Origin of the sequence: Streptomyces nogalater, assembly GCF_039532885.1 — a bacterium.
Lineage (GTDB): Bacteria > Actinomycetota > Actinomycetes > Streptomycetales > Streptomycetaceae > Streptomyces > Streptomyces nogalater.
In genome coordinates this window covers 139,521-153,041 of sequence record NZ_BAAASM010000062.1, presented here as the reverse complement: position 1 = coordinate 153,041, position 13,521 = coordinate 139,521, and the positions used below count along the sequence as shown (strand labels likewise).

Here is a 13,521-nt window from a genome sequence, read left to right as displayed (position 1 = left end):
GTTCCACCAGCAACGGCATCGGATCGGAGGCGGTGACCAGCTCCCGCAACGGATACCGGGCGAGGACGTCTTCCACCTCCGGGGACAGCGCCGCCCTCAACCGGTGGTGGACCGACAGGGTGTCGTCGCCGAGGGCCCGCGCGGCGGCCAGCACCAGGTCCCGCCCGGGCCCTTTGGGCACTCCGGCGGCCGCCCGCTCGTACAGGTCCGCGCCCTCCTCCAGCACCAGGCCGGTGTCGATCCCGGCCGGCACCTTCACCGACGCGGTGTGCCGCCAGGTCGCCAGCGGATGGCTCCACGCCTCCACCCGGAAGGTCCAGCGTCCCGTCGCGTCCGGGGTGACCTCCGCCCCCCAGCGGTCGGTGCCCGGGGCGAGTTCCCGCATCGGCGTCCAGGGGCCGCGCCGGCCCGCCGGATCGCGCAGGACCACGTTCGCGCCCACGGCGTCATGCCCCTCCCGGAACACGGTGGCCGTGACCTCGAACGTCTCCCCGGCCACCGCTTTCGCCGGGCGCCTGCCGCACTCCACGGCCGGCCGGACGTCACGTACCGGTACACGGCCGATGGCCGGGCTCCTGCGCATGTATCTCACCTCCGCCGTGCGCGGAGCCGGGCGCCCGGCCCGGCTCCGCGATCCGATAAGTGGGGCCGGCGTCTCGCCGGACCCGCAGGGCACGCCTTGTACGGTGCCAGGTCAGGGGCTTGGCGCCGTGGAACGCCGCTCCGGCGGCGGCGCTCTTCTCGCCGAACGGCGCGGCTGCGGCCGCCCGTCCTGCTCCCGCAGGTAGGTGACCAGGTTCGTGCGGAGATAGCGCTCGGCGGCGTCCACGGCCTCGCGGGCGCAGCGCTTGCCCATCAGCACGCACAGGGTGTACCCCGAGTCCTCGAAGGTGGCCCGGACCGTGCGGTCGTGCGGCGAGGCGAGCATCACGCGCTCCCACGCCCGGTAACGCCGCAACTGCCGGGCCACCTCGGCCTTGGCGGGTAGCAGCATGGCCCTCTTCACCTTCCACGCTCTCGACTGGGCGCGTTCCCGACGGTCGGGTGGTGTCCGCGCAGGGGAGGGCACGGCACCGTTACGGCGATCGAGGCTTTCACTTATGGTGCACGCGCGACGACGCAGCGTCTTGTTGGAGCTTCAACGAGAGTGATGTCCGGCGGCTCGTGTTGCACGAATGGCGTAGCGCGCGCACCGTGGAGGTGACCCTGAAGCGATCAACGCTCACGCTGTGTGTCCGGCAGACCCGTCCGGGCGGCGCGAGAGGAGCGAGAGCTTCGCCGGTGAGGAGCAAGCGACGATGAAGACCGCAGTGCCCTGCTACTACCACCTCGACGTGGAAGTCACCCCGGAACGGGTGGGACAGGTCAGCCGCATCCTGGCCGCCCATCTGCGCCACTGGGATCTCGACAGCCTCGTGGAGCCCGTCCGCCGCGGCGCCGAACTGCTGCTGCGGGCGATCGACGCGCACGCGAGGAACAAGCACACCTCCATCGAGATGTGGTGGAACGGCCAGCACCTCATCACCGCCCTCGGCGGCGACGACCCCGATCTGCGCCCGGAGGCGGATCTGCGGTCCTGCCTCGCGGACATCGCCGCCATGAGCGACGGCTGGGGCTGCTGCGCCACGGACACCGGCAGCAAGATCATCTGGTTCTCGCAGCGCGCCCGGTCCGGCCAGCGCGTCCCGCTGGTGCCCCTCGGACCCGGCCCCGCGCTGCGCACCGGCCTCAAGGTGCCCCGCGACGAGCCGGTGACCGTACTGGCCGGTCCGGTCCCCGCCCACGGCGCCACCCTGGAGGGCAGCCGGTGACCGCCCGCACGTCACGCACAGGGGTGCCCGTCTGGAGCGGGCACCCCTACCCGTTGGGCGCCTCCTTCGACGGCCAGGGCACCAACTTCGCCCTGTTCAGCGAGGTCGCCGAGCGCGTGGACCTGATCCTCGTCGACGACGCCGGCGCCGAGACCCCCGTCCGGCTGCACGAGGTCGACGGGTTCGTCTGGCACGCCTACCTGCCAGGCGTCGGCCCCGGACAGCGCTACGGCTACCGGGTGCACGGCCCCTGGCAGCCCTCGCTCGGCCACCGTTGCAACCCGGCGAAGCTGCTGCTCGACCCGTACGCCCGCGCCGTGGACGGACAGATCGACAACCACCCCTCGCTGTACGAGCGCGCCCCGGACGGACCCGCCCCGGCCGACAGCGCCGGCCACTCCATGCTGGGCGTGGTCACCGACCCGTTCTTCGACTGGGGCGACGACCGACCGCCCCGGACGCCGTACGCGGACTCGGTCGTCTACGAGGCGCACGTGCGCGGGCTGACCCGCACCCACCCGGACATCCCCGAGCGGCTCCGCGGCACCTACGCCGGGCTCGCGCACCCCGCCGTGACCGAACACCTCACCTCGCTCGGGGTGACGGCGGTGGAGCTGATGCCGGTGCACCAGTTCGTCCAGGACGGCATCCTGCAGGACCGCGGCCTGTCCAACTACTGGGGCTACAACACCATCGGCTTCTTCGCCCCGCACAACGCCTACGCCGCCTTCGGCACCCGCGGCCAGCAGGTCAACGAGTTCAAGGCCATGGTGAAGGCACTGCACGCGGCCGGCCTCGAAGTCATCCTCGACGTGGTCTACAACCACACCGCCGAGGGCAACGAGCTGGGCCCCACGCTGTCCTTCCGGGGCATCGACAACGCTTCCTACTACCGTCTGGTCGACGGCGACTGGGCGCACTACTACGACACCACCGGCACCGGCAACAGCCTGCTGATGCGGCACCCCTACGTGCTCCAGCTGATCATGGACTCGCTGCGGTACTGGGTCACCGAGATGCACGTCGACGGCTTCCGCTTCGACCTCGCGGCCACCCTCGCCCGGCAGTTCCACGAGGTGGACCGGCTCTCGGCGTTCTTCGACCTGATCCAGCAGGACCCGGTGATCAGCAGGGTCAAGCTGATCGCCGAGCCGTGGGACGTGGGCGAGGGCGGCTACCAGGTGGGCAACTTCCCGCCGCTGTGGTCGGAGTGGAACGGCAAGTACCGGGACGCCGTACGGGACTTCTGGCGGGCCGAGCCCGGCTCGCTCGGCGAGTTCGCCTCCCGGCTCACCGGCTCCTCCGACCTCTACCAGCACAGCCGGCGCCGACCGCGCGCGAGCGTCAACTTCGTCACCGCGCACGACGGTTTCACGCTGCGCGACCTGGTGTCGTACAACGACAAGCACAACGAGGCCAACGGCGAGGACAACCGGGACGGCGAGAGCCACAACCGGTCCTGGAACTGCGGCGCGGAGGGCGACACCGACGACCCGGCCGTCCTCGAACTGCGCGCCCGCCAGCAGCGCAACCTGCTGGCCACGCTGCTGCTGTCCCAGGGCATCCCGATGCTCTGCCACGGGGACGAACTCGGCCGCACCCAGCGCGGCAACAACAACGCCTACTGCCAGGACAACGAGATCTCCTGGGTGGACTGGGAGCCGAACGGCGAACAGCGCGCCCTGACCGCGTTCACCCGGCGCCTGATCGCCCTGCGCGCCGCGCACCCGGTGCTGCGCCGGCGCCGCTTCTTCCGCGGCGAGACCGCGACCAACGCCCGGCAGCCGCTGCCCGACCTGGTGTGGCTGCGGCCCGACGCCCGCGAGATGACCGACCGGGACTGGCAGCGCGCGGACGCGCACTCGGTCGGCGTGTTCCTCAACGGCGACGCCATCGCCGAGCGCGACCCCTACGGCCGCCGCATGGTCGACGACTCCTTCCTGCTGCTGGTCAACGGCTACTGGGAGCCGGTCGTCTTCCGCCTGCCCGACGAGTCCTTCGGCGAGCGCTGGACCACGCTGATCGACACCGCCGACCCCGACGGCGTCCCCGACGAACGCGAACGCAAGGCGGGCACCCGGCTCCGCGTGGAGGCCCGCGGCCTGGTCCTGCTGTCCCGCCCGTCCCGCACCCCGGCCCGGTGACCGGCGGGCCGGGAACAGACGGTCAGCTCGGTCAGGCGGCCAGGCGGTACGGGCCGATGGTTCAGCAGCAGACGCCGCGGGCCGTCACCGTGAACTGCGCGCCGTCGGCGTCCCGGAGGATCGCCTCCCGTTCGCCGTCCTCGCGCAGCACGCTGCCGCCGTGCTTCTCCGCCGCGCGGGCGCAGGCCGGCACGTCGGTCACCGCGAAGTGGATCTGCCAGTGCGGACGCACCGAGGGGTCGGGGGCGGCCTCCACCGCGCCCGAGTCGATGCGCGCCACCACGTCGCCCTCGCTGCGCAGCAGCACCTCGCCGCCGTCGTACTCCACCTCGCAGCAGCCCGGCTGCCCGGTCGCCCAGTCCAGGATCTCGCCGTAGAACATCGCGGCGTCGAAGGCGTCCCGGGTGTGCAGCCGCACGAAGGTGGGGGCCGCCTGCCGCCACGCCTCCCAGTTGGTCACCAGGTCGCCCTGCCAGATCCCGAACGTGGCGCCGTCCCGGTCGGCGAGCAGCGCCGCCCGGCCGGGCGGGAAGGACAGCGGCCCGACCGCCGCCGTGCCGCCGCGCTCGCGGACCCGGGCCACGGCCACGTCCGCGTCCCGCACCGCGAAGTACGGCGTCCAGGCCACGGCCATCTGCCACATGGAGGCGACGGCGGCGATCCCGGCGACCGGGACCCCGTTGGCGAGGGCGATCCGGAAGTGTTCGCCGAGCTTGGCGGTGCGCCAGCGCCAGCCCAGCACGGCCGTGTAGAACTCCTGGGTGGCCTGGAGATCACGGCTGGTCAGGCTCACCCAGCAGGGAGCCCCGAACACGGAGTGGGTGGAGATGACATCGGTGCTGCGCGGCGCGCCGCCGGCGGTGCTGTCGTGGTTCATGGCAGTCGCGTCCTGCTCTCGGGGCCGGGCGGTCACCGGTAGGACACCGGTGACCGGCCGGAAGGGGTCGACATGCCTGCCGGGTACCCCGGGTGGCAGGGGTGCAGGCCCCTGCGCACGATGGAGGGATGGCAGAGAGCGAGCCGGACCGGATCGCCGCCTTGCAGGCGGAGGTCGACCAGCTGAAGGAGGCCATGGCCTCGCACGCGGTCGTGGACCAGGCGATCGGGATGGTGGTGGCCCTCGCCCGGGTCACCCCGGACCAGGGCTGGCAGATCCTCAAGGAGGTCTCCCAGCACACCAACATCAAGCTGCGCCACATCGCCGAGCTGCTCCTGATCTGGGGGCGGCGCGGCGACCTCCCGGACCACGTCCGGGCCGAGCTGGAGGCCGCCGTGGACCGGTACGGGCCCGCACGGGTGCCGGGAACCGAGGGGCGGTAGCGCCCACGGCCGCGGGGGTCAGCGGACCTCCGCGAGCAGTTCCTCGCGCAGCCGGTCGAAGCAGCCGCTCAGCAGTCGCGAGACGTGCATCTGCGAGATGCCGAGCTGCGAGGCGATGCAGCTCTGCGTCATGCCTCGGAAGAACCGCAGGTAGAGAATGGTGCGCTCGCGTTCGGGCAGCGCCTGGAGACACGGCCGGACCGCGGCCCGGTCCACCACGAGGTCGTACCCGGGGTCCGGGCCGCCCAGGGAGTCCCCGAGGGCGTAGCCGTCCGTGCCGGAGACCTCGGCGTCCAGGGACAGCGCGGAGAAGCACTCCAGCGCCTCCATGCCGGTGCGCACCTCGTCCTCGCTGAGCCGGGTGTACGCGGCGATCTCCGCGACGGTGGGCGCCCGGCCCGTGGTGGTCTGCGCCAGCTCCTTCACGGCGGCGCGGACCCGGTTGCGCAGGTCCTGCACCCGGCGGGGCACGTGCAGGGTCCACATGTGGTCCCGGAAGTGCCGCTTGATCTCCCCGGTGATGGTGGGTACCGCGTACGCCTCGAAGGCGCGGCCACGGGCCGGATCGTAGTGATCGACGGCCTTGACCAGGCCCAGCGCGGCCACCTGGTACAGATCCTCCAGGGCCTCGCCACGGCCCCGGAACCGCACCGCGATCCGCTCGGCCATGGGCAGCCACAGCCGGACCAGCTCGTCCCGCAGCGCCCGGCGCTCGGGGCCGTCGGGCAGCCGGCCGAGCCGCTCGAAGGCGTCGGCCGTGTCCGGGGCGTCGTCGTGGGGATGGGGCTTCGTGCTGCCAGTGACACGCATCGCGCGCACCTCTCTCGGCAGGTGCTGATGGGACAGACACCGTGGGAGGTGCGCTCGGACCATGGAGTGGGACACCGGGGGCGGGCCATGCCGTCTCCCACGGACGTGCCTCCTGTCCGAAGCACTGCTCTGCCCTTTCCCGCCGAGGGACACCTCCAAACAAATAATACTAAATGTGGCGAATTGGACTAAGCAGTGGTAAAGATCGCCGATCTTTCGCGGACGTGATGTACGGCACCCGCGCGAGAGCGGCCGGGACCCGCCGCGGACGAGTTCTTCCTGGGCAGCGCTTGATCACCGGTCAGGAGGGGTCAATTCCCCTGACCACACTGCGTGCCGGTCATTTGACAGTGCGCTCGGCGCACAGATAGACAGCAGCTCTCGGAGGTCGAGAGGGGCACTGTGTACGAGCCGAACGTGGTCGGTGACTGGCAGGAGTACGACGAGCATGCCGGTCTGCGGGTCCGCGTCCACCGCCTGGAGACGGCAGAGCCGCCGCGCGGACGGGACGACGCCGCCGCCGGGCTGGCGTATTTCAGTGTCCGGGTGACCGTGGAGAACCGTGGCACGCGGCCCTACGGCATCCACCTGGAGGACGGCCAGATCGACGTGCGGGTGGGCCCGGACGGCGAGGGCGCCTTCATCGACTGGCGCAACTCGCAGTTCGTCGAGGGCTTCGACGTCTACCCGCTGCGCCGGGCCACCGCCGTGCTCTACGCCGCCGCGCCCGAGGCCGCGCTCGGCCATGTGGACGTGCAGGTGCAGCTGCGGGTGGACGACGACTGGACCGGCCGCCGGCTGTGGGCGGGCGGCATCGGCGTCCTGGAGCCGGCCCCGGCGGCCACCCCCGCGGCCACCGGGCAGGGCAGTCTGGCCCACCAGGTCTCCGCCTTCCTGCGGGACCAGGCGGAGCCGGGCTCCGCCTGACGCGCCCACCCCGCACGCCCCGCCCGGGATGCCCGTACGCACCCCGTACGGGCCCCTGCGTGCCCCCGTACGGGATGCGGTACGCGGCTCAGTGCGGGATGCCGTCGATGATCTCCCGCGCGCCCTGCCGCAGCAGCGCGACCGCGACCGAGGTGCCGAGGGTCGCCGGGTCGAGCCGGCCCGCCCATTCGTGGGCGTTCAGCCGTGTCTTGCCGTCCGCGGTGAACACGCAGGCCCGCAGCGAGAGTTCCCCGCCGCGGTCCACGCGCGCGTACCCGGCGATCGGGCTGTTGCAGTGCCCTTGCAGCACATGCAGGAACATCCGCTCGGCCGTCGCCTCCCGGTAGGTGTCCGGGTCGCCGAGCCCGCTGACCGCGTCGATCAGGCCGGTGTCGCCCTCCCGGCACTGCAGGGCGAGGATGCCCGCGCCGATCGGCGGCATCATCGTCTCCGTCGACAGCACCTCGCTGATGACGTCGGTCCGGCCGATCCGCTCCAGACCGGACACCGCGAGCAGCAGCGCGTCCGCCTCGCCCGCGGCCAGCTTCTCCAGCCGGCGGTTGGCGTTGCCGCGGAACGGCACGCACTCCAGATGCGGGTGGGATGCCGCGAGTTGGGCGATCCGGCGGACCGAGGAGGTGCCGATCCGGGTGCCGGCCGGCAGCTCGTCCAGGGTCAGCCCGCCCGGGTGCACCAGCGCGTCCCGGATGTCGTCCCGCTTCAGGAACGCGGCGAACACCGTGCCGTCGGGCAGCGGCCGGTCGGCGGGCACGTCCTTCACGCAGTGCACCGCGAGGTCCGCCTCCCCGGCGAGGAGAGCCGCGTCCACCTCCTTGGTGAACGCCCCCTTGCCCTCGACCTGGGAGAGATCGCCCAGCCACTTGTCGCCGGTCGTCTTCACCGGGACGACCTCGGTCCGCACGCCCGGGTGCAGCACGGCCAACTCGGCGCGGACCCGCTCGACCTGGGCCAGGGCCATGGGGGAGTCGCGGGAGACGATACGGATCAATTCCGGTGCAGACATGAGGGACACGATAGACCCTGGGCCGGTCCCGCTCCGGTCGCGGGCGGTCCTACGAGCCGCCGGGCCACGGGGAGTTCGGCCCGCCGGCCGCGCGTCCCACGCCCCTATCCCGGCTCCCGCGGCAGGTCCGCCGCCGACTCCTCGGGCGTGAGGTCGGGGCGCGAGCGCAGCCAGGACGGCTGGCGTAGCATGCCGTGCCGGGTGCGGGTGCTGTAGCCGACCTCGCCCACCAGGCGGGGCACCACCCAGCGCGCCAGCGGGATCCGCGGCACCGGGTCGAAGGGGCACCGGTCGCTCGCCGCCTCCCGCAGCAGCTCCGCCAGCCGGACCCGTTCCGCCTCGCTCCAGCCGGTGCCCACCCCGCCGACGTAGCGCAGCCGCCCCCGCGCGTCGCGCTGCCCGGCCAGCACCGCCCCGGGCAGTCCGGTCAGCCGGCCCTTGCCGGGCAGCCAGCCGCCGATGATCACGTCCTCGGCGCGCATGTTCCGGATCTTGATCCAGGCGCGGGAGCGGACCCCGGACTCGTACACCGAGTCCAGCCGCTTGCACACCAGGCCCTCCAGCCCGTGCTCACGGGTGGCGCGCAGCGCCTCGGCGCCGTGCCCCGTCACCGCGCGCGGGGTCGACCAGTAGGGCCCGGCCAGGGCCAGCTCCTCCAGCCGGGCCCGCCGCCGCACGTACGGCAGCCGCAGCAGCGGCTCGGTCAGGTACGGCACGTCGAACAGCACCAGGTGCACCGGCACCCGGGCGGCCCGGCGCGCCGCCAGCGCGGGGGAGTGCGCGAGGCCCATCCGGCTCTGCAGCAGCTGGAAGTCGGCCCGTCCCCGCTCGTCCAGGGCCAGCACCTCGCCGTCCAGTACGGCGGGCGTGGGACCCAGCGCGGCACCCAGCGGACGGAGTTCGGGGTAGGCCGCGGTGATGTCCTCGCCGGAGCGGGCACGCAACAGCAGGCTGCCGTCGCCGGGCAGGTAGGCCATCACCCGCTGGCCGTCCTGCTTCGTCTCGTACGCCCACCGCCGGTCCTGGGCGGCGGGCGGCAGGCCGCCGGGGGTGGCGAGCATCGGCGCGATGAGCGGCAGGGGCACGGCGGTCACGGCAGAAGATCTCGACCGGGCCCGGCCCGCTCACGCGTCTTTCCCCCGCGGTTCCCCTGAACGGGCCCCACCCGCCGGCTCCGCGGCGAGGGCTGACGGGCGGGGTCAGGGGGCGTGCGGTGGTCCGGCCCAGCCCAGGGAGCGTTCGACGGCCCGCTTCCAGTTGCCGTACTCGGCCTCCCGCCGCCCGGGGTCCATGCCGGGCAGCCACTGCGCGGCCCGGTGCCAGTTGCGGCGCAGCACCTCCAGGCCCGGCCAGTAGCCGGCGGCGAGGCCGGCCGCGTAGGCGGCGCCGAGGGAGACCGTCTCGGCGACCATGGGCCGTACCACGGGCACGTCGAGCACATCGGCCACGAACTGCATGAGCAGGTTGTCCGCGGTCATGCCGCCGTCCACCTTGAGCTGCGGCAGGGGGACCGGGAAGTCGGCGTTCATCGCGTCGACGACCTCCCGGGTCTGCCACCCGGTGGCCTCCAGCACCGCCCGCGCCAGGTGCCCCTTGGTGATGTACGAGGTGAGGCCGACGATCACCCCGCGCGCGTCGCTGCGCCAGTGGGGCGCGAACAGGCCGGAGAAGGCGGGGACGATGTAGCAGCCGCCGTTGTCCTCGACCGTGCGCGCGAGGGTCTCGATCTCCGGGGCGCTGCCGATCAGGCCCAGGCGGTCGCGGAACCACTGGACGAGCGCGCCGGTGACCGCGATCGGCCCCTCCAGGGCGTAGGCCGGGGGCCGGTCCCCGATCTTGTAGGCGACCGTCGTGAGCAGCCCGTGCCGGGAGCGTACGACCTCGCCGCCGGTGTTGAGCAGCAGGAAGCTTCCGGTGCCGTAGGTGCACTTGGCCTCGCCGGGGGAGAAGCAGGTCTGGCCGAAGAGCGCGGCCTGCTGGTCGCCGAGGGCGGCGGTGAGGGGGATGCCCGGCAGCAGCGCGCGCGTCTCGCCGTACCGCTCGGCGGAGGGGCGGATCTCGGGCAGCATCGGGCGGGGCACGCCGAAGAAGTCCAGCAGTTCGTCGTCCCAGGCGAGGGTGTGGATGTTCATCAGCATGGTGCGGCCGGCGTTGGTGGCGTCGGTGAGGTGCAGGCCGCCGTCGGCGCCCCCGGTGAGGTTCCACAGCAGCCAGCTCTCCATCGTCCCGAACAGCACCTCTCCGTCCCGGGCGCGCTGTTCGACCCCCTTGACGTGGTCGAACATCCAGCGGATCCGCAGCGCCGAGAAATACGTGGAGGGCGGCAGGGCGCACCGGTCGAGGAAGAACGCCTCGCCGGGGTGGCGCAGGAGGTCCTCGACCAGGGGCGCGGTACGGGTGTCCTGCCAGACGATCGCCCGGCCCAGCGGGGCGCCGGTCCGCCGGTCCCAGAGCACCGTCGTCTCCCGCTGGTTGGCCAGTCCGATCGCGGCCACCTGGTCCTTGCCGATGCCGGCGGCGGACAGGGCCTCGGGCATCACCCGGCGCAGGTTCTGCCAGATCTCGACGGCGTCGTGTTCCACCCAGCCGGGCCGCGGGAAGTGCTGCCGGTGCTCGCGCTGCGCGACCGAGACCAGCCGCCCCCGGTGGTCGAAGAGGATGCAGCGGGTCGAGTTGGTGCCCTGATCGACCGACATCACATACCGTTCAGCCATGATCGGGTCTGCCTTCCGACGGATCTGGGGGCAACTGTCCCGGACTACCAGCGGGCGGCCCCCAGGTCTCTGGAGATCGCCCGGGCGGCCTCGCGGATCAGGCCGATCAGCGCGGGCCGGGGCCGGCACCGGCTGTCGCAGATCCGCTCCACCGGCCCGGACAGCCCGATGGCGCCGACGACGAGCCCGCCCTGCCCCCGGATCGGCGCGGCGATCCCGGCCTCGCCCATGCTCATCTCCTGGATCTCGGCCGCCCACCCGGCCTCCCGGACGGCGGCGAGCGCCCGGGCCAGCCGCTCGGGATCGACCAGGGTGTGCCGGGTGTACGCCTCCAGCCCCGGCCCCCGGTCGGGCTCCGCCGTCGCCGTGCCGAAGGCCAGCAGCACCTTGCCGAGCGAGGAGGCGTGCAGCGGCAGCAGCGCGCCCACGTCCAGGGTCTGGAAGCTGTCGTCCGGCCGGAACACATGGTGGACGACGAGGACCCTGCCCTCCAGCGGGGTGCCCAGCCGCACCGCCTCCCCGCTGCGGGCGGCCAGGGCGTCGGCCCAGTTCAAGGAGCGGGAGCGCAGTTCGTTGACGTCCAGGTAGCTGGTGCCCAGGTGCAGCAGGGCGGCCCCCAGCTGGTACTTCCCGGTCGCCGCGTCCTGCTCCACGAAGTCCACGTGCTGGAGGGTGCGCAGGATGCCGTGGGCGGTGCCCTTCGCCAGCCCGAGCGAGGCCGCCACCTCACCGAGTCCGAGTCGGCGGGGCCCGCCGGCGAGCAGCCGAAGTATCGCCGCCGCCCGCTCGATCGACTGGACCGGTCCGGCCATGAGGCGAGCCTATTACCGCCGGGGACGCTTCGCCCCGTGGAACGGCCCGGCCGCCCTCCCCCGTACGGCGTGCCCGGCTGGGGCGTTCGGTAATGCCGACCCCTGTTCATTGACCCGTCCGATATGTCTCCCTAACGTGCTTTGAGGTCCGGAAGGCGCCGAGACGGCGCGCGAGACCGGCAGCAGATCGGGAGAGAACATGGTGGCCCAGCTCAATACCCTGCTTCGGGTGGCACACGAACACGTGTGTCCGGTGCCTCCCGTCGCCGGTGCCGTCTCAGCCGTACGCCGGCGGGCGGCGGCGCTCCTCGCCGACTGGAGCGTGTGCCCACAGATCGTCGAGGACTCGCTGCTCGTGGTGTCGGAGCTGGTCACCAACGCGATCGTGCACGCCCGGCCGCCGGCCGAACTCCGGCTGTCCTGGATGCGCGGCGATCACCCTCCCACCCTGCGCGTGGAGGTCACCGACGCCGGACCCGATCCCGCCGCGGGGGCGTCCCGCGCCGGCGTCGACCCCGACGAGCACGGCCGGGGCGAGGCGATCGTCCACGCCCTGGCGACCCGCCACGGCATACGGGTTCACCCCGGGCGGGTCACCCGCTGGGCCGAGCTCGTCGCCGCCTGAGGCAGGGTGCCGGTCCCGGCCGCCGCGGCGACCGGTCTCCCCGACGGATCCCGGCGGAGCAGCAGCAGGGCGGCGTCGTCGTGCAGCCGGCCGCCCACATGCGCCAGCAGCTCGTCATGGAGCGCACCGAGCGTCCGCGCCGGCTCCTCGCACACATGGCGGCCCACACCGTCGGCCAGCGGATAGAACACGCGCGCCCGGTCCCGGGCCTCGGTGACGCCGTCCGTGTAGAGCAGCAGCTGATCACCCGCCGCCAGCGGCAGCCGCCGCAGGCCGGGCGTCCCGTCCGACAGGGCGCGCAGTCCCAGGGGCGGCGTCGGACGGTCCGGCTCCACCGCCGTGACCTCCTTGGACGCGGAGATCAACAACGGCGGCGCGTGCCCGCAGTTGACGATCTCCAGATCCCCGGGTCGGGGGTACCCGGCGACCACGGCGGTGACGAAGTCGTCCGGTCCGAGGTTGCGGGCCAGGCTCCGCTCGATCCGGTCGACCACCGCGAGCAGGTCGGGCTCGTCGTGGGCGGCCTCCCGGAACACCCCGAGCACGAGCGCCGCCGTCCCCACGGCCGGCAGCCCCTTGCCGCGTACGTCGCCGACGATCAGCCGGATGCCGTGCGGGGTGGACTCCAGCGCGTACAGATCCCCGCCGATGCGCGCCTCCGCCGCGGCGGCGCTGTAGCGGACGGCCACCTGGAACGGGCCGACGGTCTCCGGGACGGGCTGGAGCAGCGCGTGCTGGGCGGCCTCGGCGACCGAGCGGACGGCGGCGAGCACCCGCTCCCGGCGCAGCCGCAGCGCGCCGGCCAGGACGCTCGCCGCGGTGACGGCCGGCAGGGCGCACAGGAGGACCGCCGTCTCGGGTGCGGACATGCCGTGCACGAGGCCCAGGGCGGCGCCGGTCGCCGCCGCGAGGAGACCGGTGCCGAGGACGCCGCGCGGGCCGTTGGTGGTGGCCGCCAGCGCGGGACCGGCCGCCAGCAGCGGCAGCCAGACGGCTCCCGCGCCGCCCGCCAGAGCGCCCACGGCGACGGCGGCGACGACGAGGACCGGCAGCAGGCGCGGTCCGGCCGCGTGCGCCACCCCTCTCCCGGACCGCCGTATCGGCGCGCGGTGACCGTCATCGTGTCGGACCTGGCTCATGTCTCTTCCGCTGTCCTCTGTCCTCGCCCTGCGGGGGTGGCCTCGCCGGTACGCCGCTCACCCGGAATGTCCCTTTCGTCAAGCAAACGGGCCGGGCGCGGGTGGCCACAAGAAGCGGAATTTCAGATAGTGAGCAAAGCGGCGCCGGATCGGGTCCGCGCGCGGGTGACGGCCGCGTACGCCAGGGCCGGGGCC

General features: G+C 73.3%; 14 protein-coding genes. 5 read left to right on the top strand and 9 right to left on the bottom strand.

What is annotated here, in order from left to right:
- A partial coding sequence (locus ABD350_RS32590) for a maltotransferase domain-containing protein (RefSeq protein WP_344352539.1) occupies positions 1-583 on the bottom strand: 583 nt, incomplete at its 3' end.
- Between the two features lie 111 nt (positions 584-694).
- Positions 695-994, bottom strand: coding sequence for a DUF5133 domain-containing protein (locus tag ABD350_RS32585; protein ID WP_344352538.1), 300 nt, complete (start codon positions 992-994; stop codon positions 695-697).
- Positions 995-1,298: 304 nt separating this feature from the next.
- On the opposite strand from ABD350_RS32585, the gene ABD350_RS32580 reads away from it, so the two are divergent.
- Positions 1,299-1,811, top strand: coding sequence for a pep a2 (locus ABD350_RS32580; RefSeq protein ID WP_344352537.1), 513 nt, complete (start codon positions 1,299-1,301; stop codon positions 1,809-1,811).
- The gene (glgX, locus tag ABD350_RS32575; RefSeq protein WP_344352536.1) at positions 1,808-3,955 is read left to right on the top strand and encodes a glycogen debranching protein GlgX; all 2,148 of its coding nucleotides are present in this window, start codon (positions 1,808-1,810) and stop codon (positions 3,953-3,955) included. Before ABD350_RS32580 ends, glgX begins: the two co-directional genes overlap by 4 nt.
- 61 nt (positions 3,956-4,016) lie before the next feature.
- On the opposite strand, the gene ABD350_RS32570 is transcribed toward glgX, so the two are convergent.
- Positions 4,017-4,832: a VOC family protein gene (locus ABD350_RS32570; protein WP_344352535.1), complete on the bottom strand. Its 816-nt coding sequence runs from the start codon at positions 4,830-4,832 to the stop codon at positions 4,017-4,019.
- Between the two features lie 128 nt (positions 4,833-4,960).
- Here ABD350_RS32570 and ABD350_RS32565 point away from each other — a divergent pair, with 128 nt between their 5' ends.
- Complete coding sequence (locus ABD350_RS32565) at positions 4,961-5,275, top strand: ANTAR domain-containing protein (protein ID WP_344352534.1); 315 nt, start codon at positions 4,961-4,963, stop codon at positions 5,273-5,275.
- A gap of 18 nt (positions 5,276-5,293) precedes the next feature.
- Here ABD350_RS32565 and ABD350_RS32560 read toward each other — a convergent pair whose 3' ends face one another.
- Positions 5,294-6,085 (bottom strand): RNA polymerase sigma factor SigF, encoded by a 792-nt coding sequence (locus ABD350_RS32560; protein WP_344352533.1) that lies wholly within the window; start codon positions 6,083-6,085, stop codon positions 5,294-5,296.
- Between the two features lie 402 nt (positions 6,086-6,487).
- Between ABD350_RS32560 and ABD350_RS32555 the strand changes: the two genes are divergently transcribed.
- The gene (locus ABD350_RS32555) at positions 6,488-7,012 is read left to right on the top strand and encodes a hypothetical protein (protein WP_344352532.1); all 525 of its coding nucleotides are present in this window, start codon (positions 6,488-6,490) and stop codon (positions 7,010-7,012) included.
- A gap of 88 nt (positions 7,013-7,100) precedes the next feature.
- Here the strand turns inward: ABD350_RS32555 and hemC are convergent, their stop codons facing one another.
- From hemC to ABD350_RS32535, 4 genes are all read right to left on the bottom strand, one after another.
- A complete protein-coding gene (gene hemC / locus ABD350_RS32550; RefSeq protein ID WP_344352531.1) occupies positions 7,101-8,036 on the bottom strand; it encodes a hydroxymethylbilane synthase in 936 nt (311 codons plus the stop codon).
- A 104-nt stretch (positions 8,037-8,140) separates the two neighbouring features.
- Positions 8,141-9,121, bottom strand: coding sequence for an ATP-dependent DNA ligase (locus ABD350_RS32545; RefSeq protein WP_344352544.1), 981 nt, complete (start codon positions 9,119-9,121; stop codon positions 8,141-8,143).
- Between the two features lie 114 nt (positions 9,122-9,235).
- The gene (glpK, locus tag ABD350_RS32540) at positions 9,236-10,750 is read right to left on the bottom strand and encodes a glycerol kinase GlpK (protein ID WP_344352530.1); all 1,515 of its coding nucleotides are present in this window, start codon (positions 10,748-10,750) and stop codon (positions 9,236-9,238) included.
- Positions 10,751-10,794: 44 nt separating this feature from the next.
- On the bottom strand, positions 10,795-11,562 hold the full coding sequence (locus ABD350_RS32535; protein WP_344352529.1) for an IclR family transcriptional regulator: 768 nt from the start codon (positions 11,560-11,562) through the stop codon (positions 10,795-10,797).
- Between the two features lie 229 nt (positions 11,563-11,791).
- Here ABD350_RS32535 and ABD350_RS32530 point away from each other — a divergent pair, with 229 nt between their 5' ends.
- Entirely contained in the window at positions 11,792-12,187 is a 396-nt protein-coding gene (locus tag ABD350_RS32530) for an ATP-binding protein (RefSeq protein WP_344352528.1), read from the top strand.
- Here the strand turns inward: ABD350_RS32530 and ABD350_RS32525 are convergent.
- Positions 12,142-13,326, bottom strand: a complete 1,185-nt coding sequence (locus ABD350_RS32525) for a PP2C family protein-serine/threonine phosphatase (RefSeq protein WP_344352527.1) — start codon at positions 13,324-13,326, stop codon at positions 12,142-12,144. The genes ABD350_RS32530 and ABD350_RS32525 overlap by 46 nt on opposite strands.
- Positions 13,327-13,521: the final 195 nt, after the last annotated feature.